The sequence below is a fragment of the Paenibacillus sp. S33 genome, assembly GCF_053615415.1.
In genome coordinates this window covers 2,890,252-2,909,721 of sequence record NZ_JBSIEZ010000001.1, presented here as the reverse complement: position 1 = coordinate 2,909,721, position 19,470 = coordinate 2,890,252, and the positions used below count along the sequence as shown (strand labels likewise).

The 19,470-nt window shown below is 42.0% G+C and carries 16 protein-coding genes and 2 pseudogenes; 12 read left to right on the top strand and 6 right to left on the bottom strand.

Annotation, left to right across the window (positions count from 1 at the left end):
* Positions 1–17: 17 nt before the first annotated feature.
* The 3 genes from ACWGXJ_RS13280 to ACWGXJ_RS13270 all read left to right on the top strand — a co-directional run bounded on the left by ACWGXJ_RS13280 (position 18) and on the right by ACWGXJ_RS13270 (position 3,305).
* Entirely contained in the window at positions 18–968 is a 951-nt protein-coding gene (locus tag ACWGXJ_RS13280; RefSeq protein WP_452567903.1) for an ABC transporter substrate-binding protein, read from the top strand.
* Positions 969–1,192: 224 nt separating this feature from the next.
* On the top strand, positions 1,193–2,257 hold the full coding sequence (locus tag ACWGXJ_RS13275; RefSeq protein ID WP_452566930.1) for a FecCD family ABC transporter permease: 1,065 nt from the start codon (positions 1,193–1,195) through the stop codon (positions 2,255–2,257).
* A 1-nt stretch (position 2,258) separates the two neighbouring features.
* Positions 2,259–3,305 (top strand): FecCD family ABC transporter permease, encoded by a 1,047-nt coding sequence (locus ACWGXJ_RS13270; protein ID WP_061828269.1) that lies wholly within the window; start codon positions 2,259–2,261, stop codon positions 3,303–3,305.
* A 115-nt stretch (positions 3,306–3,420) separates the two neighbouring features.
* Here the strand turns inward: ACWGXJ_RS13270 and ACWGXJ_RS13265 are convergent, their stop codons facing one another.
* Together ACWGXJ_RS13265 and aiiA are read right to left on the bottom strand one after the other, a co-directional pair.
* Positions 3,421–3,588 (bottom strand): hypothetical protein, encoded by a 168-nt coding sequence (locus ACWGXJ_RS13265; RefSeq protein WP_007432475.1) that lies wholly within the window; start codon positions 3,586–3,588, stop codon positions 3,421–3,423.
* Between the two features lie 970 nt (positions 3,589–4,558).
* Positions 4,559–5,314: a quorum-quenching N-acyl homoserine lactonase AiiA gene (gene aiiA, locus ACWGXJ_RS13260; RefSeq protein ID WP_452566929.1), complete on the bottom strand. Its 756-nt coding sequence runs from the start codon at positions 5,312–5,314 to the stop codon at positions 4,559–4,561.
* Positions 5,315–5,484: 170 nt separating this feature from the next.
* Here aiiA and ACWGXJ_RS13255 point away from each other — a divergent pair, with 170 nt between their 5' ends.
* Both ACWGXJ_RS13255 and ACWGXJ_RS13250 read left to right on the top strand, forming a co-directional pair.
* The gene (locus ACWGXJ_RS13255) at positions 5,485–5,892 is read left to right on the top strand and encodes a hypothetical protein (RefSeq protein WP_452566928.1); all 408 of its coding nucleotides are present in this window, start codon (positions 5,485–5,487) and stop codon (positions 5,890–5,892) included.
* Positions 5,893–6,209: 317 nt separating this feature from the next.
* On the top strand, positions 6,210–7,166 hold the full coding sequence (locus ACWGXJ_RS13250) for a tyrosine-type recombinase/integrase (protein ID WP_061828272.1): 957 nt from the start codon (positions 6,210–6,212) through the stop codon (positions 7,164–7,166).
* Positions 7,167–7,315: 149 nt separating this feature from the next.
* On the opposite strand, the gene ACWGXJ_RS13245 is transcribed toward ACWGXJ_RS13250, so the two are convergent.
* A complete protein-coding gene (locus ACWGXJ_RS13245; RefSeq protein WP_446674842.1) occupies positions 7,316–7,771 on the bottom strand; it encodes a DinB family protein in 456 nt (151 codons plus the stop codon).
* A 201-nt stretch (positions 7,772–7,972) separates the two neighbouring features.
* On the opposite strand from ACWGXJ_RS13245, the gene ACWGXJ_RS13240 reads away from it, so the two are divergent.
* The 5 genes and pseudogenes from ACWGXJ_RS13240 (at position 7,973) to ACWGXJ_RS13220 (ending at position 11,077) form a co-directional block, all read left to right on the top strand.
* A complete protein-coding gene (locus ACWGXJ_RS13240; RefSeq protein ID WP_452566927.1) occupies positions 7,973–8,974 on the top strand; it encodes an ROK family protein in 1,002 nt (333 codons plus the stop codon).
* Positions 8,975–9,015: 41 nt separating this feature from the next.
* Positions 9,016–9,250: pseudogene (locus ACWGXJ_RS13235) on the top strand (MFS transporter); the annotation flags it as partial.
* Between the two features lie 403 nt (positions 9,251–9,653).
* On the top strand, positions 9,654–9,821 hold the full coding sequence (locus ACWGXJ_RS13230) for a hypothetical protein (protein ID WP_172828244.1): 168 nt from the start codon (positions 9,654–9,656) through the stop codon (positions 9,819–9,821).
* A 115-nt stretch (positions 9,822–9,936) separates the two neighbouring features.
* Positions 9,937–10,116, top strand: a pseudogene (locus ACWGXJ_RS13225) (HAD family hydrolase); the annotation flags it as partial.
* Positions 10,117–10,174: 58 nt separating this feature from the next.
* Positions 10,175–11,077: an ROK family protein gene (locus ACWGXJ_RS13220; protein ID WP_452566926.1), complete on the top strand. Its 903-nt coding sequence runs from the start codon at positions 10,175–10,177 to the stop codon at positions 11,075–11,077.
* Between the two features lie 198 nt (positions 11,078–11,275).
* Here the strand turns inward: ACWGXJ_RS13220 and ACWGXJ_RS13215 are convergent, their stop codons facing one another.
* Both ACWGXJ_RS13215 and ACWGXJ_RS13210 read right to left on the bottom strand, forming a co-directional pair.
* The gene (locus ACWGXJ_RS13215) at positions 11,276–13,237 is read right to left on the bottom strand and encodes an endonuclease MutS2 (protein WP_250261240.1); all 1,962 of its coding nucleotides are present in this window, start codon (positions 13,235–13,237) and stop codon (positions 11,276–11,278) included.
* Between the two features lie 731 nt (positions 13,238–13,968).
* Positions 13,969–15,186, bottom strand: coding sequence for an MFS transporter (locus ACWGXJ_RS13210; protein WP_250261241.1), 1,218 nt, complete (start codon positions 15,184–15,186; stop codon positions 13,969–13,971).
* Positions 15,187–15,572: 386 nt separating this feature from the next.
* Between ACWGXJ_RS13210 and ACWGXJ_RS13205 the strand changes: the two genes are divergently transcribed.
* Positions 15,573–16,670 (top strand): DUF3900 domain-containing protein, encoded by a 1,098-nt coding sequence (locus ACWGXJ_RS13205; protein ID WP_069289650.1) that lies wholly within the window; start codon positions 15,573–15,575, stop codon positions 16,668–16,670.
* 118 nt (positions 16,671–16,788) lie between these two features.
* Here ACWGXJ_RS13205 and ACWGXJ_RS13200 read toward each other — a convergent pair whose 3' ends face one another.
* Complete coding sequence (locus ACWGXJ_RS13200) at positions 16,789–17,718, bottom strand: L-lactate dehydrogenase (RefSeq protein ID WP_029517496.1); 930 nt, start codon at positions 17,716–17,718, stop codon at positions 16,789–16,791.
* 232 nt (positions 17,719–17,950) lie between these two features.
* On the opposite strand from ACWGXJ_RS13200, the gene ACWGXJ_RS13195 reads away from it, so the two are divergent.
* Positions 17,951–19,342, top strand: coding sequence for an amino acid permease (locus ACWGXJ_RS13195; RefSeq protein WP_322172280.1), 1,392 nt, complete (start codon positions 17,951–17,953; stop codon positions 19,340–19,342).
* Positions 19,343–19,470: the final 128 nt, after the last annotated feature.

Here is a 19,470-nt window from a genome sequence, read left to right as displayed (position 1 = left end):
AGAAAATGTGGATTGTAATGATGCTTCTGTCAGTCATTTTAGTTCTAACCGCCTGTGGTGGAAATGTAAAGCAACCAGATGAAAAGCAGAATCAAACATCTAGCGAACAAAAGTCAGAGGAAATGAAAACAGTCAAAACGATTCATGGAGATATTAAAATACCGGTTCACCCTCAGCGGATTGTAGTAGATATGTACCAGAATGATTTATTAGCACTAGGAATTAAACCTGTGGGTAGTGTTAAATATTATCTGGATAATCCGTTTTCGAAGGAGCTTGTGCAGGGCATTGCAAGCATTGGAGATCGCGGCAGCGTATCCATTGAGAAAGTATTGGCTCTGGAGCCTGATTTGATTCTGATTGGTTCCAAAGATGCTCATGATTATGAAAAATATAGTAAAGTTGCTCCGACCATCGTCATTCCATATGGAACGTACAAGAATGTGCATGAGGAACTGACAGCTTTTGGTGAACTGCTCGGAAAAGAACAGGAAGCCAAAACATGGCTTGCGCAATACGATCAGCGGATGCAGGCTGCACGTGACAAGCTAAAGGGAATTGTTCAGCCTGGAGATACTTTCACCGTAATGGAAGCTTCGGAAAAAGAATACTATGTATATGGCGATAATTTTGGCAGAGGAGGACAGGCGGTATACAAAGGACTGAATTTGACACCTCCGCCGCTTGTCCAAAAAGAATTATTTGGTGAGACTCAATGGAAATCGGTGTCAAAAGAAGTCATTAATCAATATGCTGGCTCTTATATCTTTCTGACGGTTAACAAGGATTTGAGCGGTTACGAAGGAGACAGCATATGGAAATCACTGAATGCAGTCCGGCAAGGCAAGGTTTTTGAGCTCCAGGAGGATCGATATTGGTACTTCGATCCCATTGCCATTGTAGGGCAAGCTGAAGAAATCGCAGATTTGATCGTCCAGCGGAATAAAGAGAACGCCACACAGAAGTAGTCGCTTCGGTGTTGTTGGCAGCCCTTTGGTATTTATGCCGAAGGGCTTTATTTGTCCACAATAGGGCAGAGTATTAGGCATTCCTCGAAATTTGCTATTGATGCCGTTGCCACATTAATTTACAATAGTAAAGATTGCATGATAATAATTCTCATTATCAACATCATCTTCAACACAGTTCGTGATAGCTACATACTATTCAACAGTAAGGGTGAACAATAGTTATGAAATTATCAGAATCATCGGATAGCCTCGCTCAAAGTAATCATAACCAGTCGCCGACTCAATTCCACTCGCGACCATGGGCGGCTTCGCTTATCCTGACAGTTGGGCTTGGACTTTTAGCGTTCGGTATCGCGCTATCCCTATCTTTTGGTGCAGCCTCAATTAGGCTGGAAGAGGTATGGAACGCTGTTTTCCATTTTAATCCTGAGTTGCAAAATCATCAAATTATTTGGGAAATCCGTCTACCTCGGATTCTAGGTGGGGTTTTAATTGGAGTTTGCTTTGCCGTAGCAGGTGCAATTATGCAAGGAATGACCCGGAATCCGCTTGCTGACTCGGGCTTGCTTGGACTGAACTCGGGAGCCAGCTTGGCGATGGCGATTTGCTTTGCCCTTTTTCCTGGTTCTTCCTTTTTACAATTAATGTTGTATTCCTTTGTTGGTGCAGCTCTGGCTGTTGTGATGGTATATGGTACAAGCTCCATATCCAAATCAGGTCTTACGCCAGTTCGTCTTGTATTGGCGGGTGCAGCTGTCACAGCATTGCTGTCTGCCTTAGGAGATGCGATCAGTTTGTACTTTGATGTTGGACAGGATTTGGCCTTTTGGTATGCCGGAGGGCTTAGTGGAACCAAGTGGGTTCAGCTCGGTATAGTTTTGCCTTGGGTTGTGGCAGCTTTTATCGGTGCTCTCATGTTGTCGCGCTCCATTACGTTGCTCAGTTTGGGAGACGAAATTGCGTTGAGCCTTGGTCAGCGAACTGGGGTGGTAAAGGTAGTTGGAATGATTCTTGTTCTGATTTTGGCGGGTGCAGCGGTGTCGTTGGTGGGTTCTATAGGTTTCGTGGGATTGATTATTCCCCATATAACCCGCAAGCTGGTTGGCGTCGATTATCGCTGGATTATTCCATGCTCGGCCATTATGGGAGCTTTACTCATTGTGTTTGCCGATCTGGCAGCCCGTATGATTAACGCACCTGAGGAAACACCGGTGGGCGTACTTATTGCCTTAATTGGGGTTCCGTTCTTCCTTTATCTGGCGCGTAAAGAAAGGAGGGCACTGTAAGATGAATAACGTTACGAATGGGGCTATTGCCAAAGCTAGTCATCGTAAAAAAATCCATGATTGGATGGTTGTAGTCATTCTACTCGTATTGCTCATTGCTGCGTTCACCATAAGTGCGAATACGGGAACCATCCGGCTTTCGCCAATGGAGCTATTTAGAACCTTGTTTGGACAAGGGACTCCACAGCAGGAATTAATCCTATTTGAATTCCGATTGCCACGAATGGTTATTTCCCTTCTTATCGGTGCAGGTCTCGCTGTTTCTGGCTGCATCATGCAGGGGGTTTCGCGTAACGGCCTAGCGGACCCTGGTATTCTAGGCATTAATGCAGGCGCCGGGTTGATGGTCATGCTGTTTGTATTGCTTTTTCCATCTATGCAAACTACGAATTCATTGTTTTTACTTCCCGCTCTTGCACTGATTGGATCAGGAGCAGCTGCTATTCTCATCTACGCGCTTTCTTACAAGAAAGGTGAAGGAATTTCTCCGACAAGGCTACTGCTGAGCGGAATTGGCGTAGCGGCGGGTATCAGTGCTGCGATGATCATTATGACTCTTAAGCTGACACCCGAAAGTTACACGTTTGTAGCTAATTGGTTAGCAGGAAGCATCTGGGGCTCAAACTGGAAATTCGTGATGGCTCTGTTGCCTTGGCTGATTGTATTGCTTCCTTTCGCATACTACAAAGCAAATGTGATGAATGTGCTTAATCTGGGAGATCAGACGGCATCGGGGTTGGGTACAGCTATCGAAAAGGAACGTATTCTCCTTCTCGCTGCTGCGGTTGGATTGGCCAGTTCTAGTGTTTCGGTTAGTGGCGGTATCGGCTTTGTCGGTTTGGTGGCTCCACATTTGGCGAGAAAGCTGGTGGGGCCGAAGCATAAAATGCTGCTGGTAACCTGTGCTTTAGTCGGAGCACTCCTGGTACTTGTAGCGGATACGATCACACGATCCTTACCTTTACAGAAAGAAATCCCGACAGGTTTAATTGTAGCCATCATTGGTGCGCCATACTTCTTATACCTGTTGAGTCGCTCCAAAGGGTAACGTCACGAAAGAGTACCACCTGTCAATTAAGGCTACGCAAACAAATAACCTTCAACACCACTAAGGAAGTGGGGCTGAAGGTTATTTGTTTCATTTAATTTAGCAGCCTTTCATCTCAACGGGAAGTATTCAAGGCATGAGAGGTTTGATGCAGCTCTCTGATCATTTTATGCAACGTGTAATTTTCCTGACGTGTCACGCCGTGTTGATTTTCCTGAACCAGCAACTGATGGATGTTTCGTTTTAGAATTTCACTTCGACGTTCCAGCATTTCGGTACTCATAAATAAATGAACACTCCCTTTGTCATGAATAAACCTACATTTTTGAAATGAGCATAGGCTGATTTTAAGTTTGCCTTTCGACTTCTTTAAGTATATCGTGCTGGATGATCAAGGGAAAACGGAGCGAGACAGCAAATTGCTTTTTCTCATCATCCATGCCGTATCGACAGCGACTCACCCCATGAGTTCTTAGATATACTTCCTGATGCTAGCGATAACAGGGGATTAGGCGTAATTAACTTCATGTATATAATTGTTTTTTTGATATAAACGGATTAAGTGTATTAATCCATTTGAAATATTTGTAAGTAAGGGGCGTATTGGATATTGCTCAGGCTGTTCTGAACAAGCAGGGGCTTAATAGCGAGTTAATACAAAGGATCAATTGTGTATTTGCAGAAAATCAACTTGTGCGCTTAAAAGTTAGCTAGGTTTCTGAAGATCAGCATTTTACATACAGAATTTATAGATGAACCCGACCAGTTAAAGCGAATGTATATGGAATCACTTATCAGTTTGCTGAAAGCTATGGGGGGGGAGCAACTAGAACTGCAAAGTTGTATCAATGCAATCATTGGTTTATTCCATATTAGCGAGCTCAGTTAACCAAATTTTGCAGTTCTAAATGTCGGAGTCATTACAACTACCTAATGAAAAGAAAAGAATAAGAGGCTATAACATTTTGGAAGTGAGGAGATACAATAATGATTATTTAAAAATCGGATGAAGAAATTGAGATCATGAGGGGAGCTAGCCGAATTACGACTATTCTGCCAGTCCGCACCGCTTGCCTTTGAGGCTGAACTTTTCAAGTCCTGTGTTGTACGGTCATAGACGTATACTGGTAGCCATGATCCGAATGAAGCACGGCTCCGGATACGTCTATTTTGTGTGCATTCATAATACCAATTTCATCATACCCCGCACCGAAAAGATCCGGAATGGTGGAGAAATAGCTGCTTTATCAACATTATTTGTATTGTGGATATACCGGCTGAACGACTACCTGCTCAGGATCATGACCGAAGAACAACAGATTCGGCTTAACCTCCTGCACAATCTGCTGAATGCGGGCGATTGACTGGCGTGCCTGTTCACGGTTAAAGCTGTCAAACGGCACGTCGTTTGCGTAATTCTCCTGCGTGTAGGCAACATCAATCGTCAGCATGACCGGACCCGATTCCTTTGTTGTGACCAGCGCGGACTGATGACCCGGCGAATGCCCCGGAGTATAGAACAGTTGCAAACCTGGAACCAGCTCATGATCCCCTTGAAGCAGTCGGTAATTCAAGTCCGCCTGCACGCATTCCGGTGGCGCATACTCCAGATTACCGATCGCAGCGTCTGCTTCGGTCTGCTGCACATAAATCGGTGTATTCGGAAAATGCGGATTGCCTCCTGCATGATCCATATGCATATGAGAGATTACGATGGCATGGATATCGTCCGGGTGATAGCCGATCCGATCCAGTACAGCCACGATACTATCATCGGCTGACATATGGGGAATGAAGCGCCCTTCAAACGGTGTACTTTTAAAATAATTTGGATTGTCGATAAACGAATCCGGCATACCGGTATCAATGAGAATCGGACCGTGATCTGTCTCCAGCAGATACGACCAGATTTGCAGGCGCACCAGTTCACCGGGCTGTGCATGATGGTTGAGTGAGGAACGATCAATATCAAGCTGACCGATCGGTAACCAGTACAATCTGTTAATCATACAATCATCCTCCAATCGTAGTTTACATAATAATTATTATGTAGTTATTAATCAGGGTTTCGGCTGACGGAAAGTGATGTTTGTATTTTCGTTTGTAAGATCCGGGTGCTGGAGCCTCGTGCTGTCGTTGTAATCTCACTCTTTAGAAAATTAATTTTTTAATAGTTTAAATGAAAAGGCATGTAGGCGTCCAGCAGAAATTTGCCGTCAGGCAGGCCAGTTCATGCTTTTCCTGTGAACAAGACTGTTTCTACGCTCTGCTCGAAATTTGCCCAGAAGCTGGATCACACGGTCATCATCTCGAAATCGGTGAAATTCTTGGTGATCCACTGCTGCTAGTGGGTGAAAATTACAATCAGCTAGCAGGCTATCATATGGAGATGGTGCACGCACCGGAAGGTGATCCGGATAGCGAGTTGGAAGCTGCGCATGATATTCATGTTTTGGCCACTATGGCGATTTTGACTGCTACCGATCGAGAGCAGCGCCCCCAACTTGCTGATGAAGTAGAGAAATGGTGCCGCATGCAAGACTATTGGCTATTTAGTTTTGTTTTGGATATGAATGAATTACATTAGGTGAACTTTTCTTGAGCGTGTTTTAATTTGTCTACATTGTGGGATCGACCCCCTCTGACCCTATGCCACGCCGTTAAGTGCTTTGAAATGTCTGCTTGAATGCAGATACTAGGCTGGACAAGAGGAAAAACGCTCTATTTGCCCTTGAAAAGCGCTAAAAAAACAGCGTATAATATAAATTATACGCTGTTTAGGTTTAAAACGACTTTTAGAATCCCTCCTGCATAAGATGTCGATTGGATTGTCGATAAAAATCAGACGAAAATGATCGTTTTACAGTATATTTCGGAATATGAACTGAATTGGAGGCGAGCGAGATGAAAAAAGAGATGAGACATGTGGAGCTCGATACAACTGAAGAAATTGATGAAATATATACTGAGGAGCTGGAAGCTTTTTTGATCTGGATGAAGGATGCAGGATATACGATACATACGCAAAAAAATTATATGGGGGATGTGAAGCAATTTTTACGGACGTTGCGTGAAAAACCACTCGATCAGGTGAAGAAGATTCATGTTATGTCGTATTTGTCTAAAGCGCGGGAGGGAGGCGCCGGAGATAGTACGCGGAACCGGAAGCATGCAGCGGTGAACAGTTTTTTTAAAGCGCTACAGGAATTTGAGTTATGCAGCACAAATCCGGCAGCGGGAATTAAAAAAGCAAAGACTGAAAAGAATCGTATGCCCGTCTATCTGGATGAAAAGGATATTCATCCGTTTTTGCTCGCGGTGGAGGGGAAATATGCAAATCGTAATATGGCTATTTTTCTGCTGATGGTCTACATGGGATTGCGGGTGGGGGAGGTTCATTCATTGAATGTCTCGGATTACAGCCGAGAAAGACGTACCTTAGATGTGTTCGGTAAAGGGCGTAAATGGCGTACTCTCCCGGTACCGGAAGCCGTGTGTGATTTTGTAGAGCATGCGTTGGAGGAAAGATTGACGCCGTGGAGAGGTAAAGAGGATGCGATGTTCGTATCCCAAAAAGGCCGCCGTCTGGCAGTGCGCACCATTCAACAGATCGCTACAGAAACGTTCGAACGATTCCAGCAAGATAAGAGTATGGAACGCCGGGAGGCATATTCCAGCCATAAGCTGAGACATACATTTGCGACAATGCTATTACGTAAGGGAGCAGATCTGCGTACCGTGCAGGAGCTACTGGGGCATTCATCCATTCAGACAACCACAGTATATACACATGTCACTGATCGGGAAAAAGAAAAAGCAATGGATAAGCTGGATATTCAGATACCAATATCAGGATTGTGAGTATAACATGAAAGTTGAGATTAAATAAAAATGAGTTTACATAATAATTATTATGTAAACTCATTGGGCAGAATTACATCCTGACTTGAAAATCACATCAACGGCTTTAGGTCATTACGATCATGAACGTAGTATTCTTTTTCATAGCGTTAGTCTTGTTTTTGAATGATTTGCTCCAAATGATGCCGCAAATGCTGAATATAATCGTCGACTAGCCACTGTAATGTTTCGGTGGAGTGGTCATCTTTTTGAAATCTTTTCTTAGAATCGAATGATGTACATGAGTTTAATACATTTATGATTTGCTTATTTAATAGTTTCCATAGATGTATGACATCCACGTAAGAGAACACTTCCTGATACTGATTAGCTGCCACCCATTCATTTTGCGCATACGATTCAATTTTGATAGGGGATGTTGAATGCTTAATCATGATAAATCTTCGCTGATTATTAGAAGCGGAGTCGCACAGATGTCCCAGTATTTCTTTTTTGGACCATTTCTCCGAGAACGGTTTGGCATTAAATTCATGTTCTGTGATCGAAAAAAATTCTTTTTCATAATCCTCGATGATCCTTGCCAGTTCTTCAACAGCATTCTTCAATTGATTAGCCTCCTTATTTTAGCGATCGTCTTATGATTAGCATTAGAATAATTCAGAATAAGCTGGAAAGCAATGGTGAAATAAAGGCTAGTACGATATTGCCTTGACTAAGGTAATATTTTGCTGCAAAATTAGTAAAAGTACTTTATAAACATGGTTTATGAAGTGCTTTCATGATTTTATAGAAAGAAGGTGCTATGTATGGAAAAAGCTAATACAAATTTAATTAAAGAAATAAATCTGAACCTGGTTCGAAAAGTATTGAAACAGATCAATAAGACAACAAAACCCCAACTAGCCGCATTAACTGATTTAAGTGTGGTAACTATCAATACCCTTATGCAGGAATTGCTTAATAATGGAGAAATATTTGAAGATGAAATTGTCCCTTCAAACGGAGGCAGGCATGCGTTAACCTATCGTTTTAATTATGAGTATAGTCTAGCACTGATCATACATATTAATGAAAAACAAGGGACGGATGTTGTCAATACCACGGTAGTTAATTTAAATGAGGACGTTCTAATGAAAGAAGAGCATCCCTTTCAAATTTTTAATGCTACACAATTTTATTCCACGATTCAAGACATCATTTCTCACTATCCCTCCATCAAAGTTATTGGTATAGGAATCCCGGGACAATCTGTAAATGGAGAAATTACAGTCAGCAGTCATGAAAGGTTAAATGGAATTCGGTTGGCAGAGGATGTGCAAAGCAAATTTGGTTTGCCGGTTATTGTGGAGAATGACGTAAATGCCGCTATATGTGGATACGTCTATAGAGAACAAATAGATGAAGATCAATGTGTGCTGGCTATTTATTTTCCTGAGAATTCTCCACCAGGGATGGGAATTTATTTGCGAAATGGGGTGTTAAAAGGCAAACATGGATTGGCTGGTGAAATCAAATTCATTCCGTCGATAGTTTGGGATGAAAGCAAAGGAACGGAAGTTTTCTTTAATAGTATATGTGAAATTATCCGAATATTACAATCTGTATTTGATCCTGACCGAATTGTGATCTATAGAGAGAATACAGAAGAAGTGTCTTTCTTTCATTTTTTAGAATCCTACAAATCTAAGCATAAGATGCCTTTGTATCCTGACGTTATACTCTCAGATTTATTTTATGAAGATTTTAAAACAGGGTTGAGAGGGTTAACTCTAAAAGAATTGGAACGTCCGATCAGTGTCTTTAAATAATGTATATATGTGTAGTGAAGAGAGGAGAGGAGGAGAGAAATGGGTTTATTCTTATTGGGTTAGGACTTGCACCGATTTACCCTGAACTTCTTCATGAAACGCCAACTCGGTTTGGTAAAGAGAGTTCTTCCAAACTCATGGGATATCAAATGGCAGTTGCTTATACAGGAACAACATTACTCCCTCCCGTTTTTGGGGTTATAACTTCTCAGGCAAGCATAGATTTTCCCCGATTGCCGTCATTGTTTCCTTCTTTTTATGCTGTTCAGTTCCTAGCAAGTGAATCGTACATTGAAAAAGAGAATTATGAAGGGTTAATAGAAATTATCACTTGACCTGAAACGCGTTTCATCAGCTAAAGTAAACGTGTAACCTAAAAGAGAAAGCGAGGGCACTCTATGATCTCACTGATTTTACTTTGCTCAGTTATATGGGTTGGTACTTATTGGTGCTTAGTATTATCCGGGCAGCCTAGGGAAGTAAAACCTTACCGCTCCATCGATGATTTTTTTGAATAACTTTCTATGTCCACTTAATAAAGAAGCTTTTTTTACTCGCTTTATTAACATGTTTAATTAAATAATTTAATAAGTTTGCAGAATGCAGAATATGCAATGCACCTATTAAATGGATCAAGTTCTGGCACTAAGTTGGATTTACGGAATAAGGAGGTGCGACTGTGTGGGCGATAGAAGGTATCTCATGTATCATAATTTTAATTATTATGTACTTCATGATCAGTAGTTTGGCTCATTCTCCTCATGTTCAAAAGCTTGCAGCACGAATGTTTGAAGATTTTAATAGAGATTTTGATGTTGATCCATGGAAAGAAAATGAAAAGCCGTAAATTAAACTTGGCTAATAAAGAGCTTATATATTAAGGGAGGATTTATATATGTTTAAACTGGTGGTAAGTGATCTGGATGGTACTTTTCTGAATAATAGTGGCACTTTCGATGTCGACCATGTCTTTTGGAGATGATGAAAATGATGTGGAACTTATGATTATAGCAAAATATAGTTTTGCTATGAAAAACGCATGTGAGAACACTAAAAATGCAGCCAGTTTTATCACTAAATCCAACGAAGAAAACGGTGTCTTATTAACGATAAAAAAAATGATGGATTTACAAAAGCAATAATGTTAATTATCGTTATTGAGAAGACCCCAAATTGCATCATGAAAGGACTATACGTAGCATGAAAAATAAAATACTGGTTTTTGATATTGGTGGCTCTTTTATTAAATTTAGTTTGTATTTTCAAGGTGAGTTTATGTGTAAGGGGAAAGTTAAAACTCCATTGGACTCACTTGAGAATCTACTTATAGCTTTGAAGCAAATTCATAATCAGTTTATAGATGAATGTGAAGGTATAGCTGTCAGCATGCCAGGTATTGTGGATTCGGAAAGCGGTCACATGGTGCATGGCGGTTCATTAAGATATATAAATGATATAAATATGATCGAAGTTTTTAAGAAAGCGTTTCATTTACCCGTAGCAATTGAAAATGATGGAAAATGCGCTGCTCTGGGAGAAGCATGGTGTGGTTCATTACAGGGAATCGCTGATGGTGTTGTTCTGGTCGTTGGAACCGGAATGGGCGGTGGAATCATCTCTCAAGGTAAATTGCTGAAAGGCCATCATTTATCGGCTGGGGAATTCTCCTTCATCAGAACTAACAATGAGTATGCAGACAATGTTGATTATTTGCTTGGTATGCAAGGGAGTAGTTCTGTATTATCTAAAACCGTTACCAAAGCTAAAGGGCTTCCTGCAGATTCTATGACAGGTGAAAAAGTATTCAAGCTCATTGAAGAAGGTGATCACACGGTCCAAGCGATTTTTCAAGAATACTGTAGGAACATCGCAACACAAATTATTAATTTGCAAACGATTCTTGACCCTGAAAAGTTTGTAATTGGGGGAGGCATATCTGCAAATCCTTTACTGGTTATTACTATTAAAGAAGAACTAGAGAAACTTTATCTAGATTCTATCTTAAATTTTGTGCGTGCAGATATTGAGCAAAGTAAATTAGGCAATGAAGCGAATTTGCTAGGTGCTATATATAACTACAAACAAACCTATCATCTTGATTGATAACAAAAGTTATATTTCGATGTCTGATTTATCTTGTCCTGTCTAATAAAGAAGTATAAAGTTTACATAATATATATTATGTTTTTAGTGTGGTGAAATCTGCAAGTGAATCACTCTTATCAAGTGTCCACTTGCAGATTCAAGTTTCACTGACAATATAAAATAGCTTATTTTTCAGTTGAGAATATACGCATGCGTCTATATTTCATTTTCCGGGGGAGATTCAATCATCAGTCCTTCGACATGCTTACGTCCCAGCAGTTTTCGTTTTTTGCGGTTTTCCTTGGTTTCTAAAACAATATCCAGATCATAGTCGTCAGGATACAATTCAGTAGCAGCGATGTGAAGGACGAGCCTCTTTTTGTTCATGGTTAGCTTCTGTCCTTGGATCAAAATCCCGACATTACCCCGTTCATCCTCGGTTTTGTATACAATTCCAGTTCGATCCAGATAGCCTACATAAACACTATCGCCAAGGGCAAAAGGCTTGGTTTTGAGAGCAATTTCTTGTTTACCCCGTTTTGTGACTGTCTCGTCTAAAGCCTCTTTTTTAGGGAAAGGCTTATTTGCATCATCAGACTTTTCATCATCTACAGAAGGGGGAATAACAAACGATTCCTGTGTATTCCGAGACGCTCTGCCTGCAGAAATGGCCTCAGAACGCTCGATAATACGTGTCCACATGCCCAGCTTCAAGGCAATTGCATATGCATAGCTTTCTCCGGCCTCTCCAATGCGAAGTCGGTACAAAGGTTGTAGCGTTTCGGTATCAAACTCCATACGAGCATTCTGAAATCCCGGTGTGTTTTCAGCAAAATGCTTGATTTCGCTAAAGTGCGTTGTAGCCACTACTGTCGCTCGGCGGCGATGGAATTCTTCTAGCAACGCGATAGAGAGGCCTACTCCTTCTCCTGGATCGGTGCCGGATGCCATTTCATCAATCAGAATCAGAGTAGAGTTTCCTGTTGTTTCTAAAATGCTAATCATGTTGCGGATGTGTGCAGAAAAGGTGCTCAAAGCATGTTCAATGCTTTGTCCATCCCCGATATCTACCACAATTTCCTCGAATACAGCCATTCGGCTACCATGCAAAACAGGTACCAGTAGCCCAGATTGCACCATTAGTGTTAATAGACCGACGCTTTTAAGGGCCATCGTTTTTCCGCCTGTGTTCGGTCCAGTGATGATGAGTGAGGAATATCCTTCACCAATTGAGAAATCAAGCGGCACCATGGTATTGGACATCAATGGGTGACGTGCACCTTGGATGTCTATAATCCCGTCAAGGTTAAGTTCGACAGGAACAGCATCCAGAGTCATGGCGTATTTGGCTTTTGCCAATAAAAAATCCAGTACACCTACAGTCTCTGTATTGATGCTTAGTTCCCGGTTGTATGACTCAGCCATTGCCGTCAGGTCTCCCAGCACTTTCATTTCTTCTTTAGATTCTTCTGCCATGTTTGCGCTCTGATCGAATTGCAGATTCGTGATTTCGGCAGGTTCAACGTAAACCGTCTGACCACTTCCCGATTCATCCAGTACATTGCCTTTCACTTGTTTACGGAATTCTTTTTTGATTGGAAGCACGTAACGGCCATTGCGCTGACTAATCATATTTTCCTGCATAATGGATCGGTGACGGCTTGTGAGAGAGTCAAGTTTTCTCTTGATGCGTTCTTCAGTAACCGCAATTTTTTTGCGAATTTTAGCTAGTTCTTTACTGGCGATATCCGTCACACGTCCCGAATGAATACATCTTTCGATTTCGGATAGAAGTGGCTCCATGCTATACATGGAAGATGCATAAGCGCTGACGGTTGGAGCAGCGTCCGCCTTGGAATGCATATATTTTATGAGTTGAATGCAGCTTCGAATGAATTGAGCCATATGAGAAAAATCACGCTCGCTGAACATATACCCGGTTCCGAGCAGTTGAAGAATGTGCTCCATTCCTTCCAACGAAGGAACAGGGACGCTTGCTCCGTGGCGAATGATCTGTAACGCTTCGTTGGTTTCGTCAAGACGAATCTTAATGGTACGGATATCAGTAATTGGGCACATAGAAGCAGCGTGATGCTTACCTAGGTAAGAAAAAGCACATTCGGAAACTCTTGTTTTAATTTGATCATATTCCAAACGCAGCATTGTAGTTTCGTTCATGAATAAATCTCTCCTTTAGTTGTGTAGTCAGGATTTTGGAAAACTTGCTATTAAAATAAAAAAGGGCGGAGAATGAACAAAACGTTCATTCTCCGCCCTTAAGGAAAGAGGGAATTTATCAACAAATAAGCCTGTAATACAGCTTTTGTAGTTCCGAGTTCCGTGTTTCCAATTCATTCACGCAACAGCTCTTTGCTAAGCTATTTGGATCGAATGGAAACGTTAAAAGGGAAGTTACAAAATCTGAAAACAAAAAACCGTGCTGAACACAGCACGGAATAAGGCCTGGATGAAGATAATCCCGAAGGCGATTTATGATATCCGCATGTTCTTAACTAATATCAGGATAACAACACAGCAAGAAACAAACCTGTCCCCGAAGGGTGCAAGCGCCTGGTGTTACTCCCTGAATATGCAATTGCTTAGTTAAGAACGTTCACCGACATCAAAATCTCTCCCTTAATTGAAGATATAACCATACTATACGATTGGACAGGCGTTGAAGTCAAGGCCGACTTCTTTAATTCGATACAATGAGGATCATAAGATTAACATAATGTATATTATGTATACCCAGTATCAATGTTTTTAAATGAGAATGATGATCCTTATAATTGTAATCAAGAGCATGAAGAAAGAGAGTCATAATCCGTATGAAATCATGATACAAACATTAAGAAACCGCCCCGGAGGATGCCATATCATCTCTCCAGGGGCGGTTTCTTGTGCTGTTATTCAGAATCATCGGCTATGACAGCTTGTACAGGCTGTCTGTCACGAAGCAATGGTAACAACAGCATCGCTCCGACCAAAAACAAACCGGCGCTCACGGTATATACAGTGTTCAGGGAGGATTCGTGTTTGAGTGTTCCGCCGATACTCATACCGACGACCATCATCCCGGAGAACAGGGGAGAGAGGGCACCACCGACGCGGCCGATAAAAGCAGCTTCGGCATTTTTCATCATCATCGTGTTGATACCGATATGAATGCAAGGATAAAATAGGCCGCTGAAAACTTGTAGTGCCATAGTCAACCCAATATTGTGCGACCATCCGACACCACAGGTTGTCAGTGTGCTGACCAAGAGTCCGGCCACCAGCAGCAATTGCGGCTGTACTTTTTTGGCAACCCCCATAATCAGCCCGCCTCCCACCAGCATAGCCGCTCCGTTCGCCATTAATGGCCATTGCAGGAATTCCTTGTTTTGTCCAAGGTTCTCGATGGCAACAAAAATCATTAATGGTTGAATAAGTCCAACCGCCAGTCCAATTACAGTAAATGTTCCCCCAAGCGTGCGAAGTGTGCGGTTATTCCATACATAACGTATTCCTTCTTTAAGCTCTTGAATGAAATGAGTGGGTTGATCATCTATCTCAAGTGCTTGTTCATCTTGGGGAATACGAGTCAAGACAAGTGCCGAAACGAGAAACAATATTCCTGTTATAGACATTGAAATGAAAATTCCAAAGTGTTGATAAATAAATGTACCGATAACAGGACCGATAACCATAAATAATGCCATGAGAGATTGAAAAAGGGCCATCACTCCCTGAAGCTGGTCTGGTGCTACATGCTGCTTAAATATCTTCATTGCAGACGGCTGAGAAAATTGAGATAGAATGGCCGAAAAGAAAGTAGACAGCAAAAGCATCTGCCATGACCCGTACCATAATGCCAACAAGACAATAAAAATAGAGGCCGCGGATAGCAAATCGCAACTAATCATAGTCCGTTTGGGCCGCCAACGGTCCGCAAATGTTCCTCCAATGATAGCGAACAGAAAAATAGGCATGAATTCAGCAACCGAAATGAGCGATACGTAGACGGGATCATTATGAGTCAAATCTGTTACATACAACAGTATGGCAAAGTTGCGCACCCAAATGCCCAAATTTAGCAGCGCATTGGAAGCGATAATGGTCCTTATATATGGATTTTTAAACAACAACAAACTCTCCTTTCCTGTTTTCAGGGCGCAAACCCTTTGAAAAACATTTTAAATAAACAAAATTTATTTTTGTCTAGATAATAATAGATAATATAATAAATTAACTATTGTTTAGTCAAATGTTTTTTTGAAACCAAGAAGAAAGTAGAGCATGAAAAAAAAGAGGCCAATGATCCTTAAGGACGTGAATTAGAATAGTGATAAAAGTACTCACTTTAAACTTGTGAGTTGGTAATAATATCTAATCAAAAAAATATTAACATAATATATATTATGTTAACTAAATACTTATCTAATAATAGGGCTCTGAATCCGATGTACCTTTTAAAATCATAGTGATATAATTACGCGTACATGCCTGAAAAGGAGCGAATGGAACATAAATGAACTTTCAAGTGGATTTTTTATCTTTTTTTGTAATTCAGGTAGATGGAAAAGAAGGACAGGGTGGTAAGTCCTATAAGCATTACGCTACAATGGACGACTACGATTATGACGAAAGCGATGTTAAAAAATTTCTGGACGGGGAATTTACTCGTATTAGCAAGCGGAAGGTTGAAAAAAATCCCAGCACAGAGCAGGCACCGACCAAAATCGGCCGCTTTATCGTCGAACCGGAGCATGAATTGAGCAGTAATCCGAATTTCAATATGTTCGCCCGACTGCGGGCAGCAGAGGATAAGGAAGATTTTAAAAATGCTTGTGACGATCTGGTGCGGATGTATCTGGATACGAGCGCAGTACGCGGCGGAGCGCTGATCATTGTACAGGCTACCTTGAATACACACTCGGATGATCCGTTTATTTTTGTGCTTAAATGTGATTTTGAACCTAAAATTGCCAGAATTACTGAAAGCAGTCTGGTGAGTGAGGTCGAAATGGCTATTTCTGCCCGTAATATGAAATCCATCATGTATCCTTACATGCTTGAGGAGGGGATGAACGATGAGTGGGAGCTTAAAATTCACCAGTCTTCGCATGCCCGGTATTTTGAAGATTTTTTGAAATTCGTGACCTATGAGCAATCCATGCCCGAAATTGTCAATGAGCATGTCATGGGCTTCGTTCAGAACTATGTAGAAACCAAATGGCCGGATGCATCTAATGAGGAAAGACAGCAGGAAGAGCGTGATCTGGAATTGTGGGCGGCTAGCGAAAAACGGGATTTGCAAGGGAAATGGGAACCCCTTCAGGTCGTAGAGGCTGCACAGCATATTGTCGAGCTGAAACCAGAAATTGAAGTTCGTTTTAAACTAGATGATACGGCCGTGCGTGGGCTACTGTCCGACTTTGGCGCCAAGCTGCACATCACGAAACTTCATGATAGATATGCACTTATTATTGAAGGCGATGCATTTACGTTTGAAAAGGGATTTTCACCGATTGAGCTGCTCCAACCTGAATCGTTTGAAACGGTGGCTGAGCGGCTAAAAGAGAAACGCCAGCATGAAAATGAGGATGGCGATACGCCACCTTGGTAATTCGAATGCAAAGCAAGACGACCAATTGAACTTTTACATTATAATGACTAAAAAACTGGCCTCTCAACGGATATTACCGCTGTGGAGGCCAGTTTTGTTTAGCTTTTATGTTCCCGATCTACATATGAACTTTGCTAATTTGATCTTTCAGCTTGTCCGCAGATTGAAGCAATCTGGCACGTTCCTCGTCATTGAGCGGAAGATCCAAAATTTCACGTACCCCATTGTGATCTACGATACTTGGAACACCTAAATATACGTCAGATACTCCGTTATAATCTTCCAGCAAGGTGGACACATTAAGTACCGACCCCTCGTCACCGAGAATGGCGGCTACGATTCGGTCGAGAGCCAGCCCTATAGCATAAGAAGTTGCGCCTTTAGCATCTATAATTTCATAGGCAGCATTCTTGGTATTTTCAAAAATTTCATTTTTCGTTTCTTCACCCAGTTCCAGCGGAGTTCCAGCTACGTTGGCAGTGCTCCATACAGGTAACTCGGAGTCACCGTGTTCTCCAATAATATGGGCGTGGATGCTTCGTGGATCGATGCCCTTTTGCTTCCCGATCAAATAGCGGAAGCGTGCGCTGTCCAGCAACGTTCCTGATCCAATGACTCTGCTTGAAGGCCAACCACTGCGTTTCCAAGAGATGTAGGAGAGAATGTCCACTGGATTGGTTGCGATCAGCAAAATGCCATGTGTATTGACCTTGACGATATTATCAATAATACTTTCAAAAATTTCGGCATTACGCTTCAGTAAATCAATGCGCGTTTCTCCCGGCTTTTGTGAAGCGCCCGCTGCAACAATGATGATATCTGCATTACGGCAGTCTTCATAATCACCCGCCCATACTTTGACACCGCCGAGAAAAGGAAGCCCATGATTCATATCGAGCATTTCCCCCTTCGCCTTTTTGACGTTGACATCAATAAAGACAAGTTCTTGCATGCGTTGGCGCAGCAGCAGGGTGTAGCCGGTTGTTGTGCCAACTGCTCCCATGCCGACAATAGCCACTCTACTTCGTTTGTAAGGTTTTAAGCTCATAAAATCCTCATCTCCTTCTCGGGTTGTATACCTTTTCATTTTGGGATATTACTTAAAAATTTATCTTTCCAACTTAGTGTACCCTATATACTAACCCACCGCAAAGAAATATGACATTTTTCCTTGACTTCAAAGGCGAGCTCGCTAATAATTAATCGAATGATAAGAACACGCACTAAAGCGTTGCAGCACCGATATTGACGCATGAAATTATGGAAAGAGGATTCGGCATATGGACTTATTTCGAAAAAAAACAGGACTGCTCCCGCATGAGGAAAGCGGATCTACAGGTCACTTAAAGAGAACAATGGGTGCCTTTGATCTCACCATGCTAGGTGTAGGATGTATTATCGGTACCGGGATTTTTGTTATTACTGGCAAGGCAGCAGCAGAAAATGCAGGTCCTGGATTGATGCTCTCCTTTGTTATTGCAGGTATTGCCTGCGTACTAGCAGCCTTATGTTATGCGGAGCTATCATCTACAGTTCCCGCAGCTGGGAGCGCTTATGCGTATAGTTATATTGTATTTGGAGAAATTTTGGCCTGGGTACTGGGGTGGGACCTAATTCTGGAATATGGAGTGGCGGCCGCCTCTGTGAGTAGTGGATGGTCTGCTTACTTTCAAGGCTTGCTGGCTGGATTTGATGTACATTTACCGCTGGCTTTAACCGCAGCCTTCGATTCGACCAAGGGGACCATTATTGATCTACCAGCCGTGTGCATCATTATGCTCATCACATTGTTACTGAGTCTCGGAGCCAAGGAGACGGTCCGATTCAATTTAATAATGGTTTGTGTTAAAGTCGGAGTTGTATTGCTATTTATTGGGATCGGTATCTTTTATGTTAAGCCTGACAACTGGACACCATTTTTGCCTTATGGATTTTCTGGTGTTTTGAGTGCTGCGGCAATCGTATTTTTTGCTTATCTGGGTTTCGATGCCATCTCAACTGCAGCCGAAGAGGTTCGCAATCCGCAACGGAATATGCCCATCGGCATTATTTCTTCTCTAGCGATCTGCACAGTACTGTATATTGCGGTTTCAGTTGTACTAACGGGAATGGTACCTTATACGCAGTTGGGGGTAAGTGATCCTGTTGCGTTTGCTCTCCGCTTTATTCATCAGGATTTCGTAGCCGGATTGATTTCAGTCGGTGCGATTGCGGGGATGACGACCGTTTTATTGGTGCTCTTGTATGGCCAAACGCGGTTAATTTTCTCCATGTCACGTGATGGCCTTTTACCCGTTTTTTTATCTAAAATAAATGCTAAAACTCAAACGCCAATTCGAAGCACTTGGCTGGTGGGCAGCATTATCGCATTGGCTAGTGGATTGTTCCCGTTACATGCACTGACCAATCTGACGAGTATTGGAACCCTATTCGCTTTTGCTGTGGTATCGGTAGGAGTTATCGTTCTGCGCAAGAAACGCCCTGATTTGAAAAGAGGCTTTACCGTGCCGTGGGTTCCGTTGCTCCCACTTTTAAGTGCTTTGGTTTGCATCGGTCTGATGCTTCAGCTTCATATTAGCACCTGGATTGGATTCATTGTGTGGCTCCTGCTTGGATTGTTGATCTATTTCTTCTATGGATACCACAAAAGTTTGTTGAACCGTAAATCTTAATAAATTCTAGTATAAAAAAAGCCGGCATCCTGCACTTTTGTGAAGGGTCCGGTTTTTTTTTGACATTACGCGAAAAGTGTCACATAGAGGCGTTTATGGTATAATTCTGTTTCAGATAAGCTTTTGGC